Raw genomic sequence first — 19,626 nt, 5'->3', positions numbered from 1 at the left:
ATTCATGAAAAATTCATCGTCGTGTATAACGATATGATACTATAGCGGTTTCTAATTTGGAATAGCGCCCGGCTTCAGGTAGTCTGGTACCTCGTCCAGCGTAATGACCCGTTCATGATTCAGCACATATCGTATAAAATCTTCGCTGTTATGCTTGCCGTCATCAATAAACTCACCCGTCCAGGTGCAGAACCAGCTCCAGTAGGCTTCATACTTTTCCAGCAAGCCGGGATCGGGAATGGAGCCGTTTTCGGTCAACGCAACCAGCTTGCGATCCCCAACCAGCTCGACCAGCCCTTCGTAAGAGCGGCTGACGGGATGATGGTCTCCCGGCTGAGGGTAGGAATCCACGCTGACGATATCCACTACATCGTCACCGGGATACCACTCGGGGTTCTCCGAATTCCAGACCCAGATCAGGTTATTGATTTCGTGATAAGCCGTTAGCCTATCATAGAGCAGACGATACAGCTCCTTGGCAGGCTCCGGGCCTTTCGCTCCCCACCAGAACCAGCCGCCTTCCGCTTCATGCAGCGGACGCCACAAAACCGGAATGCCTGCATCCTGCAAACGCTTCAATTGCACCGCGATGGCATCTATGTCGCTAATCATCAAACGATATTCCTCCGACTCCGGCTGAGCAAGCGTCTTCTCCAGATCAAAGGTTGTTCCTTCGGCGTAAAAACCCTTCCACCACGGCTGCTGATCGGAATTAACGAGATGGACGGGCGCATTCCAATGCCAGGCGAGCGTCGCAATGCCGCCAAGCTCATGCCATTGCAGCATATTTTCAATCTCCCGCGACGTTGAGCCGTTTGCTGCGCGGGTAGGGGAATATTCAATCAGATCAAATCCCGCGATGGCAGGCAGCTTTCCGTAATTCCAATTAAGAAGCAAGGCGTCCTGAAGATTTTGCTGCCCGGCCAGAATAAACCTGCCATATTGCTCCACCAGGTATCCATGCAAGGCAAGCGCCTCCTTGGACGCATTGGGATTAACAAGCTTGTTCTCCACTCTATGCTGTGGCCGCGGCTCCGAATTCACAATTTCCACGTAATCAATGTCGTACCAGCCCCAATGTCTGGTGATCTTTACCGTATTTTCGCCTTTATTAAGCAGAACTTTCCCCGCAAAGGCATCCGTAAAGCCTTCAAAGGCGGCAAGCCTTACATCGCCAAAGGGCTTGCCGTTAAGCGCCAGCCAGCCCATCTTATCCTCATTATTATTCCGATAACCGATGTTCAGGCGGTACAAGCCGTCATCCGGGCCCTGAAGCTTTACTTCTACAGAATCCTGCTCCTCTTCAAATCCCGTTACATAACCATCGCCGGAGAAGCCTTCGCCAGCGGAAGCAACCTCTACGCCTGACAACATGCCGTTTTCTGCTTCAAATCTCCATTTTTTTGGTTCTTCGCCGCCAGAATCGGTGCATGCAGCAAGACCTGATACAATCATAATCGCAAGACCCGATAATAAACCGGCCTTGACCCGTTTTGCATCTGATAGGTATCTGCCTTTCATATACGCCTCCTTCCTGCTCAACAGCGCACGCAACAATAATGCAACAAATCAAACAACTTACATAATTTTGTTAGTTAAGTTAGTTCGTATCATAACTTTATCGTTTGTGAAAGGCGGAGTCAATGTGAAGTTGAACCTAAAGCGTGACGATAAATGGGGATGAGAAATGAGCAAGAAGTAACGGACCTGACAAACCGCAACAAACATGCTGGACAAAATGGAAGGGAAGAAGCTTAAGCAAGCAGCCTTATATTAAGATGAATCAGCCCCGTCGCACACAAAAAACCTCCCGAAAAAGGGAGGTTTTCATGACTTCTTCCATTTCTAAGGCATTTTTGAAAATAGAGCGCTGATTTTGTCGAATTAACGCCCGGGAAGCCTTATCTATTTCATTTTCAACTGAGGGAGCAGTTTGTGTTTACTTGCTTTCCAGCTCTTTGAACTGCTTATTTCCGACTACAAGGTGAATGCCCTGCATCGTTCTGAGCGAGCCCGATATCAAGCCTATCGCCTCGCCGTATTCATCAAGCACCGGACCGCCTGACATGCCGCTTGCAATGTCCGCAGAAATTAATATGCGGTCGCGGCTGTTGATCTCCGCCTTTGGCGAGCTTACAATGCCCTCCGTAATAATCGGTGTTGCTTTAAGCGGGTACCCTATTGCAAATACGCGCTCGCCGTGCGCAACGCTCGCCTCCCGCCATGCGATGGCGGAATACGGGCGCCCGGAGGGAGGCTTGGGAAGCTTCAGCAGCGCCGTGTCCATAAACTCGTCATAAGCAACAACCGAAGCTCCCTTGATCAGCGTTCCGTCCGATAGTGTAATTTCAAGGGAGGCTGCCTCTTTGACCACATGATAGGCAGTGGCGGCCTGCCCGCCTTCCGTAAGAACAAAGCCGGTGCCGACCGACCGCAGCGTGCCCTCCTTGGTCAAATTGCGAATGTAGAATACTGCCTTTTCCGCATTACTGTAAACGTCCTTTGCGCCATAAACCGGTTCCTTCTGCGCTTCTGAAGGAGCATTCGCGGACAGAAAAACGGCCAGTGTCAGTATCAGCAGCGCCAAGGCGCCTATCCCCCGTTTCATGCTTGCAAGCCTCCTCATTTAGTCATGCCGCCGCTACTTGGTTGCAGCCAAAATCTGTTGATACGCCCAATGCCGCTGGGATACATCCTTAATGTCGGCATTTTCGTTTGCATCTGTTGCAGTGCCCATAATGTTATTCAGAAGCACAACCGCTTCCGCCCTTGTTACGAGCTTCGACGGACGGAACGTTCCATCGGGATAACCCTTCACATATCCCGCGCGAACAAACGCTTCAACATAGCTTGCGGACCAGTGCTTGCTTGTGTCCGTGAATGAAGGCGCTGCGGAAGCTGTTGTGCCAGCCTCCAGCCTGAGCACCCGAGAGAGAATGACAACCAGCTCTGCGCGCGTCAAGCCTTTATCGCCCTTAAACGCGCCGTCAGGATATCCCTGTACAATCCCGGAGGAAGCAAACTTTGCAACCGTGGCAGAAGATTTTGCCGATACATCGGCAAACATCGAGCCAATTGGCGCTTGCTCGAAGCTCAGCAAATTGGACAGCGCCGTCACAAGCTCATACCTGCTAATGGCCTCATCCGGACGGAACTTTCCGGTCGAGGATGCATCCATGTAGCGAACCTGTGCCGCATCGGACCGGATGGCAAATTCGGCAGGACGAACCACGTAATTAACCGTGCGGACCTCCTTGTCCTTGCTGGTTATAAACTTGATGGTCATATTGCCTGTAACCCAGATTTCGCCGTTATAGCGAAGGCTTGCTGTTGTTGGCTCCGATCCGTCAACTGTGTAGTAGACCTGCACATCGGAAGGTACGTTCAGACTGACGATGCTGTTAATTGCCGCCTTGACGGGCTCCTTGCCGTCCAGCGGAATTTCACGATTGCCAATGGTCATGGTGACCTCGGCCTTTGGCTCAGGTTCAGGAATAAAGCCCCCTCCGCCAAGCGTGATGCCGGGCTCCAGCTTCCATGTGCGCTTGACAGGAGCGCTTGCTTCCTTGTCCACTGCTGTGACGATAGCCGTTACCGTTGTTGTTGTCCTCAGCTCTAGCGGTCCGCTGTACAGCATGGTGGATGAAGCGCCAGGAACTGGCGTCGTACCATTCAACGTATAGTAGATAACCCCGCCTTGCTCCTCGGTTGTTAAATCCACTCTCTGGCTCGTTTTAAACGTAGCTTCTGCCTGGGCAAAAACAGCAGGAAGCGCGGTTTGCTCATAGATCGGCGCTGTCTTGCGAATAACAATCGTTTTGGACGGCTCTGAGGCCGAGGCTGCAGTTGCGCTAATCCTTCCGGTAGCTGTAGTTGCCGTACCTGTAATCGTTGTGCCGAAGGTACGCAGCGACGCTCCGGCAGCTGTCCACGGGATGTCTGAAGAAGACGACAGAGTAAAGCTCTGAATTGTACTGTATACATTGGCGGGTTCATCAAACGTTAATGCCGCCGCGCTGATTAAAGAGCGCGCGCTGCCGCCAAAGGCTTTAAGCTGCGGGTAAAAGCCTGCTTTGCTTTGCCAGAAATCCGCTTGCAGCCCCTCAGGCAGCACATTGCCCGTCAAGGCGCGTCCCGAAAGACCGCGGGCTTGACCATCTGCGTTGCCTGCAACCCGGACTCCAGCCTCATTGTAGTAGGCGGTATCCGCTTTAAGCATCTGCTTGTTATACAAGCCGCCCTGGATGGATGCCTCAGCTTCCTTCTGTCCAGCAATGCCGCCAAAGAAGGTTCGACCGCGAGCAATAATGCCATTGTCGCTTGCTTGAACGTCTCCCGCATTAAACACTTCGCTGATGGCTCCGCCTGCCGCATGGCCCGCTATGCCGCCTGCTCTAGCAAAGCCGGAGCCTGTTGCCTCAACGCTGCCCGAGAAGTAGCTGCGTGTAATTATGCCGGATGAATAACCAGCAAGGCCTCCGCCATTCGCGCTGGCAGGGTCACTTGCAGCTATCTGTCCGTATGAGAACACTTGATTTAATTCTCCGTTATCGCCATTTTCGCCGGCAATGCCTCCGGCAGTCGGAGCGGCAACCGTGCCGCTTGACGAGGAGAGGTGCAATTGGCCATTATTTCGGCCTGCAATGCCTCCCGCCAAAAGACTTCCTTTGACCTCGGCATGAACATTCGCCTTTTCGATGGCTCCATCATTGATTCCGGCGATGCCTCCGGCATTGCCGCCGGAGCTTGCTCCTTTAACCTGCACGTCGGCAATGATGCCGGAGGCGCTGTTAATGCCTGCCACTAGCCCGGCGGCGTCATTGCCGGCAGAGCCTGTGGAGACGGAGGCGTTATCCAGCACAAGCCGGACAACAGAGCCGTGGTTCGTTGTTATAAAGCCTTGCGCGCCGGAGCTTGCCGCAACCTTCAAGCCTCTGATTGCATAATTTGCTCCGTCAAACTCGCCGCGGAAATTGACATACGGCTTCCAGCGCATATTGGTCAGATTGATGTCCGCGCCCAGCTTGATGACGGCATTTGGCGCTTCCGTCGCCGCACGATTGAACAATCGGTAAAAGTCCAGTGCGGTATCCTCGCTGCCGATCAGAGCTGTAGCAAACAGTTGATAAGGCGTTTGGACGAGATATTCGCTCTCGCCGTTATTCAGAAGGAAGCCTGCATCGATCCGCAGCTGCCATGTATCCAGCGCAAGCTCGGCAAGTCTATCCTTCTGCTCCAGTTGGCTCGACAAGCCCAAATCATGGCCGGTAGGAGTTAGAGAAGCAGCATATTGCGAATCCGAGATGCTGCCCTCGCGGTATTGATAACCAAGCAAGGAGCCTCTATAGGCGCTGGCTCCAGCCGCGCTCAGGGCGATATCCGCCGCGTTGGCGTATACTCCGCTTATTGCGCCGTCATTGTAGCCGGCAAAGCCGCCAATATAAGCTCGCGTTGCAGATGCAACGCCCGTCGCCTTGAGCGATTGTTGTCCGGCATAAACGTTGCTTACCGCAGCCAGACGCTCAACCGCTCCCGCAAAACCGCCTGTCCGGGTATCAAAGCCGGTGATGGAAACATTGCCTGATGCATAGGCATCCACCACATTGTAGCGGTTAATGGATGCCGCAAAGCCCCCTGCAATAACAACCGATTTGGCTTGCACCTCAACCTTTCCTTTGGCGTATCCATCCTTGAGGCTGCCGGTGCCAGCCGCGCTGCTTTCGCCAAACGCTCCGGCAAAGCCGCCGGCATAAACGCTATCCTCTTTGCTGTCGCTGGTCACTGTTACGGGCATATCGGTGCTTACGCCTTGCATGTTTACTCCGTTACCCAGACCGATAAAGCCGCCGGCATAAGCAACCGGCATTTGGGGAAGCCGTGTAACAGGCTCCTGCACTTTCAAGGCTTTGCCGCCGGAGGTGACATAGGTGTAATAAATGCCGCCGCCTTCGCCATAGCCTACTGCTCCGCCTGTGTATTGCTCCGTATTAGTAAAGGCATTCAGAACGCCGAAGCTTTCCGATTGCACAATAATGCCTCTGCTTTCGCCTGCCAGGCCGCCCATTGCTGCCACAAGTGCTCCTGCGGTGGACAAATCGGCATCGGCTTCACTGAAATAAACGGAGGCGTCAAGCTTGCCAATCAAACCGCCGATAGCAATGTCTGCCGAGCTGCCGCTGCCGGCAGCCTTTAACGTGATGCCTTTGGCTACGCCCCTGTACAAGCCGCTGTAATAAGGGAGACTTCCCTCTAAATCAAAGGCTTGGTCGTGATCGGCGGCAGCCAGCACACCGGCTATGCCCCCAATCGCCGCTTCACCTTTGACGCCTTCATACGAAATATGGACAAGCGACTCCACATTGTTTAACAAGCTGTCGCGCACTTCACCGGCAATACCGCCGACTATGCCTTGGGAGGCATGAGGAACAATATCGCCTTCCGCATACAGCCCGTTAGCTGCGCCGTTAACCAGCTTCCCGAACAAACCGCCCATTGTTGCAGAGGCCGCTTCTTCCGGCGCGGTCAGCAGCAGACCTGTAGCCGAAAGCTCTTCCGCATCGTATTGGCTGCCTGACATGCCTGTTTTTTGGCCAACAATTCCGCCTAGAATACCGCCGCCAATAATTGGAGCAGCAGCCGGGTTGCCTTGCAGGCTGATATTGCGCAGCTTGTTTCCGCTGGCCGACACGCCTGTGACAGCCCCTGCCGTCGTTCCGTCCGCCGGCGCTTTAATGCTGCCGCCCCCAAGCAGAACGTTCAGATTCTCCGTTGCTCCTGATAAATGACGTCCGATTATCCCGCCGGCAATCGAATCTTGCCCTTCCGCAGCTACGCTATGATCAATCGTTATATCAAAGCCGCTGAAGTCTCCGGCCTGCTGTCCGATGTAACCGCCGAGCACCGCGCCTTGGGCGGAGCTTCTGACGGTTCCGAGCAGCTCAAGCTGGCTGAACAGCTCTGGCTTGATATCAATGCTGTTGTCTCCGACAATAGCGCCTGCGATGGCATCGCGGCCAACCGCTTCCACGGATGCCCCTTGCGGGAACAGCAGCGTAACTGCCTCCAGCGTCCCGGTATTGGCGCCGATAAATCCGCCGACAATATTTCCTTTAATGGCAAAGGTATCGGGTATATCTACTTTGACGTTTGTAATAACGCCATGGTTGATAGCGGCAAGAGACCCTGCGTAGCCGTCACCCGTAATGGAAACAGGCTCCAGATACACCTTCTCTATTGTCGCTCCCTCGCCAATGACGCCGAACAAGCCCGACATGTCCTGACCAGACTCGACAGACAAGCCGTCGATCAGATGTCCGCCTCCGTTAAACGTGCCTTCAAACGGAGTCGCTTCTCCCGCCCCGATAGAGATCCAGTCATCGGATTGAATATGAACCGGATTCATAAGGCGAATCGTTCGTCCTGCAAAGTCCTGCCGCTCCACGCCCAGAACCGTTCCGTTGACCAGACTGGCCAGGCCGGCCAGCTCCGCTTCGCTAGTAATCTGGAAGGTGAGTGCGTCAATATTGCGCGTATACCAATTTACGCTGGCATTCACTTCCGTGCCGCCGTCTCCGCCGCCGCTATTGGCTGTGCGGATCAGCTCGGGATACAGATATTTCGCATTCAAGGAGCCGTAACGCCAGATTGTATTGAAATCCCAGCCCGACAAGCCTGGGAAAGCATCGCGATTTCTGAGCGTTTCATCAAGCAGTGTGCTGAGTCTGCCCGGCGCATTTAACCAATTGAATTCACCGGCGGCAAAATCCGGCAAATCCTTGTTAATAGCAACCGCATCGTCCTTGATGTAATACGTTTTGTACAGCAGCGCTCTGCTGCTGTTGTCATAACGTCCCGCAAAACCACCGCTAAGAGCGCCTCCGCTTGATGTTACATTTGCCGCGGAATAGCTCTCCTTTATTTCTCCGCCGCCAATTCGGCCCGCGAAGCCCCCGGCAAAGCTGGAGGCCCCGGAAGCGGCTACTTGCTTGCCCGCATAGGAGTAACGGATCGTTCCTGCCAGCTGGTCTCCGACCAGTCCGCCCGTTACGCTGTATGCGCCGGTTGAAGAAACGGCCGAAACCGCGTAGGATTTGTCAATCAGACCCTTGTTTATCCCCACAAGCCCGCCAAGCGGAACGGCTTTTGACGAGGTGCCTGAGGCCTGGCTTTTGACATCAATATCTACATAAGAGGACATAATTTGCCCTTCGTTCAGTCCGGTATGTCCTCCAACCGCAACATCCTGCCCCTGAACGGAAAGGTTGGCATTGGCGTAGGTATAATAAAGTGTGCCGTCTGCGCGATTGACGCCGGCATACCCGCCCACAATGCTGCCGTTGCCTCGAGATGATACAACGATTTTGTCTATGATGCTTGTATTGGCTACAAGGCTTCGGTTTTCGCCCAGCAGCCCGCCGACTATAGCATTGCTTGCACGATTTTCTACAACCGGCGAATTGGAATTGGACAGATTTCCAATAATCCGTGTATGCTGCAGCGTGCTGGAAGCAGAAGCCGGATTGGCTCCCGCATCGGAAGCGCGGCTGTCGTTCAGGCCTATTGCCCCGCCAAGTCTGGAATTTGCTGCTGTTTCCACAGCCTTGACGCTAACCATATCCATGTAAATCCCGCTAATAACAGCACTGTCCGACGCCTGAAAATGTCCCGCTACGCCGCCGGCCATAGTATCGCTGCCCGCCAGATTCAGGTTGACACTTTTGCCTGTTATGCCTTTAATCGCCGTTTTGTCGGCGTGACCTGCTATGCCGCCCGCGCGCGCATTGGCTGCCGCAGTCGAAGTGGTAATGAACAACTGCTGCACGTTGGGCAAAGTCGTATTTCCAGCTCCTTTAATGCTGCCGCCCGCCGATTCACCGACGATGCCGCCTGCATAACTGTTGGGCGCCTTCACCGTCAGAATCACGTAATCGGAATTGTCCGCTTTTACAACGGGATCAACAATGTCCGTATCCGCAGACAGGCCAACAATGCCGCCCAGCCTTACGTTCGGCTGTGTAATCGTACCCAGCAGAGTTTCGGTGGAAACAACCGTCGAGCTGGTTATGGAAGGACGTGGAGCGTCAGCGGCCAGCGGTCTGGATACGCCTGCTATCCCGCCAAGCGAAGCGCCGTCCACATCTCCGTTAAGCGTCAGGTCCACCGCGCTGCTGTCCTCAATATCGCCGTGGTTCAGCCCGGCTATGCCGCCGCCGGAATTGGATGCGCCAGTTAACGTAATGACGCCTTCAGTTGATGCGGCATTTACCAGCCGACCCGTATTGCGTCCGGCTATGCCGCCCGCCTCGATGGAAGCGCCCGATGCCTCAATGCTTGTGCGCAAGGCCTTGAGAGCCGTTGTTTCCACACCGTTCCGCGCTTCGTTCAAGCCGATGACGCCGCCCGCAGCCAATTCATCTCCTGCTGCCTCAATGCTGACAGCCTCAGTAGTCAAATAAAGCTCAACAGCTCCGTTGCGGCCAACCGCTCCGCCCAGCAGGCTGTTTGAAGCCGCTCCCTTAATGAACAACTTTTTGGCCTCCAGCGGCCGCTCCGGCTCGCCCAAAATGGCTTCAGCCGTTGCAGCGCCAACAATGCCGCCCAGCGTATAGCCGCTGCGCCCTTCCTCGGCAAGAAGCGAGCCGCCGCCAATAGAGCTGTCTTTTACAACAAGACTGCCTTCGTTGCGTCCGACAACGCCGCCCGCTGTCAGATTGTCCTCGCCGTCATTGTCCAGGTAAACTTTTATCAGAATTGAAGCCGCGTCTTCTCCCAGCGGATCGCCCACGCGCGCGCCCGCCAGCGTTCCGGACGCAATTGCGGCCACGCCGCCAATATCGCTATTCGGCGTACGGGCAACAAGAGTCGCATTAGCAACCTTTGCTACGTCGACGCTTCCGTTCAGGAAACCCGCCACGCCGCCAAGCTTGCCGTCGGATTCAATAAGCGCATGCTCCTCCGCATTGGCTCCAGCCGAGGCATTCTGAATGTCGCCTTTTTCCACATATCCGGCAATGCCGCCCGTATACGTAAAGGCTCCGCCGCCCAATGCATAAAGCTGTCCGCTGAAGGACAAGTCGGCAAGCAGTGCGTCATCGCCCTCAGCCTTTGCATAATGTCCGACGATACCGCCTGTAGCAACCATTTCATCATTATTGGAGCTTTCGGCCGCTACAGTAACTTTGCCCGCATAAGCAAGTCCATACAATCCGAAATCCGCTGCATCAGCAGGAACAACACCCACATATCCCCCAGTATACAGCAGACTGGACCCGGACACGTCGATATTGCCGGTGCTGGCTACATTGTTTGCTTTTCCGCTCGTCCGGGCAAAAGCGCGATTGCCCGCGATGCCGCCGGTATACAAGCCTTTGTCGCCTGTTACGCTAATGGAGCCGCTGCTGCTGTAGGTCCCACCAGCCTTGCTGTCCAGCAAAATCCGATCATCCGAAAAGCCGATAAATCCGCCGGTGTAGGCCTCGTTCAGCTCCGAGCTGCTGCTGCGCTCAACCGTAACACTTCCGGTATGATGCGCGGAGTCGAGAAATTGCACCTGCTGTCCGGCAAAACCGATCAAACCGCCGGTATGCACATTTGACGCGCCGGATACAAATACATCCACGCCGACTTGCAAATCGCGCTGCCAGACCAGCGAGGTTTCCAGTCTTCCGGCTATGCCGCCTGTGTAGACATTGCTTCCGCCGTTATTGACGATATTACCGCTGCCCGCAAAATGAATATTGACGGGATGATTGCCCAGCTCGGAGGTAATCGCTCCGACCAGACCGCCCGCAGCTGACAGCTCGCCTAACGGCGATTGAATGGCGATAGCGCCGGAATTGGAAGTATCTCCGGAGAAGGTAACCAGGCTATCCGCCTTGCCGACAATTCCCCCCGCATAACTGACTCCTTCCGAAATAACGGTTATTCCGCCGCTATTGCTGATCGGAGTTGAATCCTCCTCCATCAGCAATTGCCCGGTGCTTTGACCGATGATGCCGCCGGCAATTGCACTTCCCGAGTAGGCATTGCTTTCCGCTGCAATTGCTGCGGTATTGGTTACCCGTTTTATTTTCAAGCCGGACGAACCGCCGTATCCAACCAGACCGCCTGCAGCAACATGCTGAACCTCGGCATTAATTGCGCCGTTGTATCCCGAGCTGGACACGGTTCCTTCCGCAAAGCCGGCCAGACCGCCGACATACAGGTTTTGAGCATTGCCGTAAACCGAAATGGACACGGTGCTGTTTAGATCATATACGGTACCATTGCCGCCCGACCTGCCGACAACAGAGCCGACATAAAGGGCGCTTGTGCCGGAATCCGAGCCCAGTGTAATGCGAGAGCCCGCTCCAATGCTGAAGCCGCCGATTGTTGCGTCCTGCGCATTACCGACCAGCCCCGCGTATGCAGAAGCATCCTCAATAACAAGCCCCGTAATGATATAGCTTTCGCCTACGGGCGTATAAAGCGTTCCGCGAAAAGGATGCTCCTCTGTTCCGATAGGCACCCATTCATGCGCGGACAAGTCGATATTCGCCGCGATTTTCAATATTTTTCCCGAAAAGCCGTTGACGCTTCCTTCGTTGACCAGCTTGGCAATGCCGGCCAGCTTGGCTGCGGAATCAATTGTATACGTATCGTTTAGCTGAAAATTATCATACCACTGCGTTTCCGCATAATCGCTCCATTTGGTTCCGCTTGCGCCTGCCGCCAGCATCCACGATCCAACAATCGCAACTGTCAAAAAAGCGATCAAGGCTGCGCGAAGCGCCTGCTTTCTATTCCGAGCCATCTGTACACCGCCTCAAGTAAGGATACAAGTATTCCCGTTTATTGAACGGCTTTGGCAGGCCGTAGAACGGCCTGCCTCTGCCTGTGCTGCATAATAATTAACGTTGATTGCCAAGAGACAGCCACTTCTGGACTCGCACCGCGATAATGGCGGCTTGCGCTCTCGTCAAGGAGCCGGAAGGATTAATAGCTCCCGCATCGCCTGTAATAATGCCATGCTTGATCGCCATAGCGACCGCTTTTTTGCCCCATTCAGGAATAGCGTCGCCATCGCTGTAACGGCTGATGATTTCGGAAACTTCCTCGTCCGTCAGCGCTGACTCCGGCGCATATTGCTCCACCAGACGGCCAATCATGGTCATGCCTTCCAGACGGGACAATGTTTTTTGCGGCGCATATCTTCCATCGCCTAATCCTGTCACCAGTCCAAGCCTTGATGCAATCGCCACGCTGCGCGCATACCAGGCATCCGCCGGCACATCAGGATACGACTGCTCCGCTGTCTGTCCCATCAGACCAGCCGCCCGCAGCAGCATGGTCGGGAATTCGGAGCGGTTGACGAGACCGTTGTAATCAAAGCGGCCTTGGCCTTTGCCCAGCACCAGAAGTTTTGCCGCAGCCTCTTCAATGCCCGCCTTGCCCCAATATTGGTTTGGAACATCCCGGAACGACGCCTCGCCGCTCATGAAATACAAGCTGCCGCCATTGGCTGGTGTCAGGCTTGCATAGGCTTTGCCCCCAATCATTTCCAGACTCCATGGAAGCGGCGTCCAGAACCCGTTTTCCCCAATTTCGACAATAGCCGTCAAATCATTGATGCTGACTCCATCGGGAATTGCAATCTGCAAATGCTTGATGCTGTCTGTTTCCGTATTAAGAGCTACGGAGAAGCCGGAGCCTTTGCCCAGCAGCGAAGCTTGTGCCGACTGCGCAACCTTCTCTGCCTGCTTCACGCCTTCCACATGATTAGGCGCTATAGTCAGCTCCAGATTGCCTTGTACCTTGCTCAATTGCTCCGGAGTCAAGGTCAGCTTAGCCTTCGCCAGATCAAATACGATGGAATTTCCGTCCGCTGCCAAACGGCTAACCGTTTCTTTGTCAATACGAAGCGAATAGCCCGTTGCAGTTGCATCCTTGGACACAATACGCAAATTGTCCTTCATTCCATCAGCGTTTTTGGCGGAAATATCCGCCGTCAATATGCTGCCTATCCATTTGGCACTGCTGGACACTCCATTTACCATCAAAGTAAACGGCTCAGCGTCAATTGCTTCCTCTTCGCCGCCGCCCGCAGCTCCGCCGGCAAATCCTCCGCCGCCAAAGCCGCCGCCACCGCCGCCTGCGCCTGCGCTCCATACTACGGCCGACATGGCCTTGGAGGCGGACACCGCTTTTTTATCCATCGAATTCCGTTTGGCAACAACGATCCGATCCCCGGCTGCGGCCTTGACTACACCGCCCGCCGGAATCAGGCTCCAGTTGGTCAAATCATCGCCAAAGGCTGGAACAGCAGCCTCGGAGCCACTTGCAAAGGAACGGTATACAAGCTGATATCCCGTTGTTTCCCCGGCGCTGGTTACAGCGATTCGGGTAACGTTGGATTGATTGGAAACGGCTGCCGTATAGGCAGTTATGCTTTGCAGCGAGGTTGGCTTAACCTCTTGCACCTGAACAGGCACATAAGCGGTCAGCGACATCTCGTCCGAAATTTTGTACTTCACCTCAATGAGGGAAGCTCCAATGCCCATGCCAAGCATAGTCCCGTCGCTAGCCAGCGATATCGTTTCGCCGGCAATAACGCTGTAGCTCAGCCTGTCCATTTCGTCGCCGCTGGCGACAACTGATTTGAACTGCTGCTTGCCATCCGGCGCTTTGCCGTTTGGATAACGCAGTACAGCCTCCACCTTGCGCTGTTCACCCGGCGCGAGGGTTATGGAGCGCGGCACAAGTCCAACAGGAGCTTCAAAGCTGTCGTTGGTAATGGTCACAACTGCCCGGTTTTCGTTCCCCGCATCATCGCGGGCCACAAACACCAGATCAACCGTTGGTTCCTTGGAAGCAACGGGGATAGAAGCGCTGAACGTTCCGTCTCCATTGCGGTCAATTGGCACAGCTGTGCCTCCAACCGTCAGATTGGCGTCATTGCTGGTTTGCCCCGATACCTGAATGTAACCATTGCTTGTACGCACCCCTGTCTCCGGCTGCGAGATATACAATACGGGTGCAAGGGTATCCACTGTCAGATACAACAGGGAAATTCTTCTGTCCTTTGTAACCGTGTTAGTAGCCATCAGTTCGACTGCATAAGTGCCGTCTGTCTTGAACTGGTCAAAGGTTAATGTTCCTGCGCTGCCGCCCGCAGTATTGGCAAGCTTGGCAACGCCCAGCGATTCCCCTCCAATAAAGGCCTCAACCTCTACATTAGGCTGATCGGATACAACCGAGATACTTTGGGAAGTCTGATTGGTCAGCAGCTCCAGCTTGGAGCCGAATGACCCGGACGAAGCCAGGCGCAGCTTCGGATTGGACGGAACAGGCAATAGCGTAAGCGAGCTCGCCACAGATTCCGCAAAATGATAGTTTTCGTTTTTATCCGCTTCTATCGGCGGTTTAACGGCTGCCGTTACTGAAATGCTATATTTGTAGCCTGGCTCCAGACCTACATGCTTCTCTCCGGCGCTTTCATCGCTCGCCGAAACAGAAGTCCAGCCTCCAACCATAATCCCTTCATAGCGTCCGGATGCAGCGTTCCAATAAGGAGCCAGCTCCTCCTCGGTAAAGAGCAGCTCGCCGAAGCTGTCATAGGAAGCAAGCTTGTCTCCCTGCATGGTTTCGGCAAAAATGGAATAACTGTGCTCATAGCCTTCATGCCCTGCTTTTTTGTCCGCAGGCTTGAAGGACAGGGAGAACATGCCGTTGCCGGCTGCCTTCACCTCGACATTGCTCACCTTGACCGGAGCAAGCGGGTCAATGATCTCAAAGCGCTGCGTCGAGGTCATTGTGCCATAGGTAGCATCCGACTTCAGCTCCGCCCGCAAATAATAATTGCCCTGCTGCAATAAGCCACGAATATCCTCGACATCTCCCAGCATAGATACTTGGGTTACGTCGATGGTATAGCTGCCCTCGCCATTTTCCGCAACCGGAATATTTCCGGCAATGAGTACGCCCGGATCGCCAGGCGCTGCTACGTCGTCGGAAGCGGCTGGCGGCTCAACGACGGAGTCCTTGGTCAAATACAAATTAATAGTATCGCCTTCGCTCGGATTGCTCACCTTCCAGGAAGCGGTAAATTGATTGCTGTTTGCCGCATCCTTGCTCAACTCAACATTGGTCAGCTCCGGCAGACTCGGCACCGACAACAGCTTAGTCTCAACCGGCGTCTCCGAGGTCAGCTTCCATGCCGCGGTTCCTGATTTCACTTTTGACTCCGGCACCATGATGTACAGCTTGTAGGCGTCTACGCCATCGCTGGCTGCCGCCGCAGGTATCCATTGGGTAAAGGCATTAGCCTGCGGGTTGGTATTCGTGTTGTCTATAACAATCGGATATGCCTTGCCCGTGCTGTCCTTGATGGACAATTCCGGCGCGTCAGGCCCGTCATACGACACCTCGATCAACGCGCTGCCATTAATCCGGTTTACCGGAATATTGTGGACGCGGCCGCCGTTGCTTGTTGTAATGCCGCCGATTCCGATATCAAGCGTGCCCTGGTCAATCATCGTTACTCCGTTGCCCAGTTCACGGTATACAATTTCTTGATTGTCGTTCTCCGGCGTAAGCCAGGAGGTTGCTACCGTTTCGATGCCTTGTCCAATAACAACTAGCTGAGAGCCTTTTTCGGGGTCTTCGACAACCATATGAATCAGACCTTCCGGCAACCCTTCTCCGGATGTGCCAAATTCAATTCCTCCGCCCCAATAATAGGTTACGCCCAGCGAAATAAACAAAATGCTGACGCTTCCCCAAACCTTGTCGTTATTCAGACCGAAGTAGACACCGGACAGCGGCATGCCGCCAACTATCGGAACTCCGCTCGGAACCTGGATTTTGGAGCTGACAAAGCCTTCAAAATCAATTCTGTTTTTCTCCAGATTTTGTCCTACGAATATGCCGGCCTTGCCAATAATGACATCCCAGCCCATAATATCAACCTCGGCCTGAAGTCTTACAAACCAAGGCTTGACCCATTGCGCCTCCAGAAGCGCTTCGGTAATCATCGGCATCAAGTTATCGCCATTGGGACTGGTCGAAAAATCCATTTTGCCGACAATTTTGATGCCCGTCCGCTTCAGCGTCAGGTCGATATCGCCATAATGGTATGCTGGCGCAATTCCGAAACGGAGCGATACTCCGGCCTCCAGCGTCAGCGGGAATGGATCATCCTTGGAGCCGCCTGCGATCGTATCTGCCAGCTCCCGGATAGCTCCGCGAATTTTGGTCAAATAGGTTGCGCCGGTAATGAGCACTCCCGGTTTGGGCAGTGACGTTCCGAAGGCGATAACATCGGGTAGAATCCGCCCGTCATCTACCTTTTTCAAGGCAAATTCAACTTCGACCTCCATCATATTGCTTAGCTCTGCGCCAAACTTCAGGCCGTAATAGTTGTTTTTTCCTTGCACCGCCTGTTGATAATGGACAATGTTCAGCTCGCCGTTTACACCCTCGGCTTTGCTATCAGGCTTAAGAAGCCCCATCTCTTTGTTTAATTCGAATTTAAGGTCGGCTTCTACTCCAACAAAGCCTTTATTATTGAAAATAACGTCCTTGATTTCTGCATCAACAACCTTGAAGGAAATGCTGCCGCCAAAGGACAAGCCCCCTTCACGCAGAATAAAATCATTAAACTGGAAGGTAAAGCCGCCAAGCGACAGGGGCAATGTCGCAAACAAGGAGTGACGATTAAAGTACACATCCTCAACCATCACCTGACGCATCGGATTCAGACGGGATCCGATATTGCCCTGCGCCCAGGAAAGCGAGCCGTTGAGCGTATCATCCTCCGGATTGTCGTTTTCGTCTTCATCGCCTTCCTCTTCTTCCTCTTCCTCTTCCTCGTCGTCATCATCGTCTTCTTCCGCACGCTCCATGCTTTTCTGGAAGCCGTTGTAGAAATCCAGCGTCCACTCGCCTCGATGGAACACAAAGCCGCTGCCCGCTACGCTAAGCGTACCGTCGCCTTTGACGAACAAGGTATCCATAAGCGGAATCGTATCGTATTTGGAGCCAAAAATTTCAAGTCCGCCCCTTACGAACACAAGATCCTTGCCTTGATAATTAACGGCTCCGTTAATAATCGCGGGCTCTGTCGAGGTATCCACGACAGCCTGCAAATCCTCACCCTTGCCGATTTGCTTGATCATGCCTTCGATCGTAACAAGCGCTTCCCGATCCTCGCGATCCTCGAAAAATGCCTCCATCTCCTCCTCTGAGGAAAAGGCGCGATAATTGTAAAGCGGGAAATCCTTCAGCATTTCTGTATTTGTAGTCGAGTTCACAAACAGCGAATCCACTTCCAGGTCGGGATCGACCAGACGGCTGGCAATAGCCATCTTGGAAAGCGCAGGAACCATCGCTGTTTTTGCCGCTGCCAGCGAGCCGCCTGGCGCAAACGGCTTATGGTACATAACATCGTTGATATCCTTCAGATCGTCCTCGCCTGCCGACAAAGGCACCAGCGTCAAGTTCACGGTCTGCTTGTAAACAACAAGCAGGTTGGCGTTGCGAACACGAGCGTCCTCATTGTCCGTCACCAGGAAGGTCTGGGAGGTCGTGATATCAAACATGGCGTCACGCTCCGCGTCTTCCTCGTCTTCGCCCTCGTTTTCGCCTCCGGTTTCACCCTCGGTATCGCCCTCGCTCCCGGCACCACCCCGGGCATTACTCGGAGTATCGTTCTTGTAATCTATTTCTACCTTGTATTCGCCAAGCGGCAGCTCGGGCCCAAGGCCCGTCTCCAGCACATCGCCGTTTGCATCCACCAGGTCGCCGCCGCGATACGTAATGATCATATCGCCGGTAGAACCGTCATCCGTGGGTTGAATGATAACCGAATCGGCAACCGGCACCTTGTAGCGCTTGCCTGTGACCGTTTCCTCCAGATAAAGATCAAAATTCGGATTTCCTTGTGCACCGCTCGTTGTATACGCCTCAATGTTAGACAGATTCAGCGTAATGTATTTTTCGTCGGTCCGGTAAGCTTCCCCGGGGGAAAGTCCATACACGTAGGTTGCTTTGGCTTCCCCAATAGCTGGAAGCAATATAAAGTTGGTTTTAGTAGAGGCAAATTCCGCCTGAATGCCTTCATGCACGGGAGGCAATTCTCCCTCTTCTTCCGCCCCTTCTTCTGACTCTTTCTTCGGCTCCACTTGCGGCTGCTCTTTACTCAGCTTCGCTCTTGTTTCGGGGCTGCTGGCGGTCAGCATGTATTGCTTTGTTGTCGGCCATGGACGCCCCTTGGCCTTAACCTTAAAGTTGACGGTTATCGTATCGCCCGGCTGGTATTTAGGAATAATGCCCTGAGCCGCCTCTTCAAGCGTAGCGGGCTTGGGTAAAGCCTGCTCCTTATATCGAACGGCTTCCGTCTTAGCTGTGCCGTCATCGTTGCGTATAATTTTGCCTGTGTTATCTAATGCCACAAAATCGAGCCCGCTTTGCAGCTCCATTCTGTACGTAATATTGCTGTGCTCCATATTAAAGGATGGCAAATTTTCAATTTCGGCTGTGATATCGAAGATGCCTTCATCCGCATAAGCGTTTCCGTCCTCCGTTGTGCCAAGCTGCATGACGGGGTCCAGAAAACGAATGGAAAACACTTTGTCAGGCGCAACAATCTCGCCCAGCCCGTATACCGTCTCAAATGTTTTTGATCCGCCTTTGGCAAGGGTTTTCGGGTTCCAATAGAAAGCCACCGCCGAATCCGCCGAGCCATAGTCATTGGTATCGCGGGTAAAATCAAGATTGCGATTTACGGTATAGTCCCATTTCGTATTAGCCAAGCCGTTCCAGTGGCCAACAATCATCTCATCGACAATATTGGTATAGCCCTCTGAAAAATTGTTGAAGCCGTAGGCCGTCACATTGGTTGCCAATGCATTGGTCAAATCCAGCTTATCCCTCATGACCCAATAAGGGGGCAGCTTGTAATAGGCAATGTCCTCCTCCGGAACGCCGATGGCAGCGGGATCATGCACCAGCCTACGCTCTGCCGTCAGCGGAGCGCGGTAGGCGGTCCCGATTTGAAATTCAGGACCGTCATTTCCGCCCACCATCGTGTCGAGCAAAATACGCGAGCCTAGCTCAACCTGAGCTCCGCTGTTGTTCTGAACCTCGTAACGCACATTGACATTGCCTGCGTTGACCAGGTCTGCGTTATTGGAATAGAGCATCAAAACCTGCTTGATCCGAACCCCTTTTATCGACCAGACGGTTTCAATCTGCTTTGTGCCGTTGGAATTGTTGACAATAACCGGCTTAGTAATCTCCGATACAAAATTGACTGCAAATTTGTAGGGATTGCCGAAAATATAGTCCGTGCCGTCAATCCGAAACGTCGTAAACGACGTTTCGGGATTGTCACCTCTAAATAGCATATTTACGTTATTATCGTTCTTGCGAACGGGCTGTCCGTCTACTGTCCGGATGCCAAACCGTCCGGTAGCATTATCGACCGCAATTTTGATAAAGCCATTGGATAATTCCGTTGTGTTTGGCGCAGTCGCCTGCTCGATGGCGTACGTAATGGCGCCTCCGTGCGTCGTTATAAATACGATAAATATAAGAAGTGAAAGGAATGTCTTTTTTGCCAGCTTCACATGAGCACCTCCGTTTTTAAAG

The 19,626-nt window shown here is 53.6% G+C and carries 4 protein-coding genes; all 4 read right to left on the bottom strand.

The window, feature by feature from the left end; genetic code table 11:
* Positions 1–51: 51 nt before the first annotated feature.
* Complete coding sequence (locus A7K91_RS03470; protein WP_082967207.1) at positions 52–1,521, bottom strand: glycosyl hydrolase; 1,470 nt, start codon at positions 1,519–1,521, stop codon at positions 52–54.
* Positions 1,522–1,939: 418 nt separating this feature from the next.
* Entirely contained in the window at positions 1,940–2,608 is a 669-nt protein-coding gene (locus tag A7K91_RS03465) for a S1 family peptidase (RefSeq protein WP_068679709.1), read from the bottom strand.
* Between the two features lie 33 nt (positions 2,609–2,641).
* A complete protein-coding gene (locus tag A7K91_RS03460; RefSeq protein WP_068679707.1) occupies positions 2,642–11,791 on the bottom strand; it encodes a chitobiase/beta-hexosaminidase C-terminal domain-containing protein in 9,150 nt (3,049 codons plus the stop codon).
* A 97-nt stretch (positions 11,792–11,888) separates the two neighbouring features.
* Complete coding sequence (locus tag A7K91_RS03455) at positions 11,889–19,604, bottom strand: S-layer homology domain-containing protein (RefSeq protein ID WP_068679705.1); 7,716 nt, start codon at positions 19,602–19,604, stop codon at positions 11,889–11,891.
* Positions 19,605–19,626 lie beyond the last annotated feature (22 nt).

This window comes from Paenibacillus oryzae, from assembly GCF_001675045.1.
Lineage (GTDB): Bacteria > Bacillota > Bacilli > Paenibacillales > Paenibacillaceae > Pristimantibacillus > Pristimantibacillus oryzae.
The sequence above is the reverse complement of the archived record's forward strand: the minus strand, read 5'-3'. Positions and strand labels throughout refer to the sequence as shown.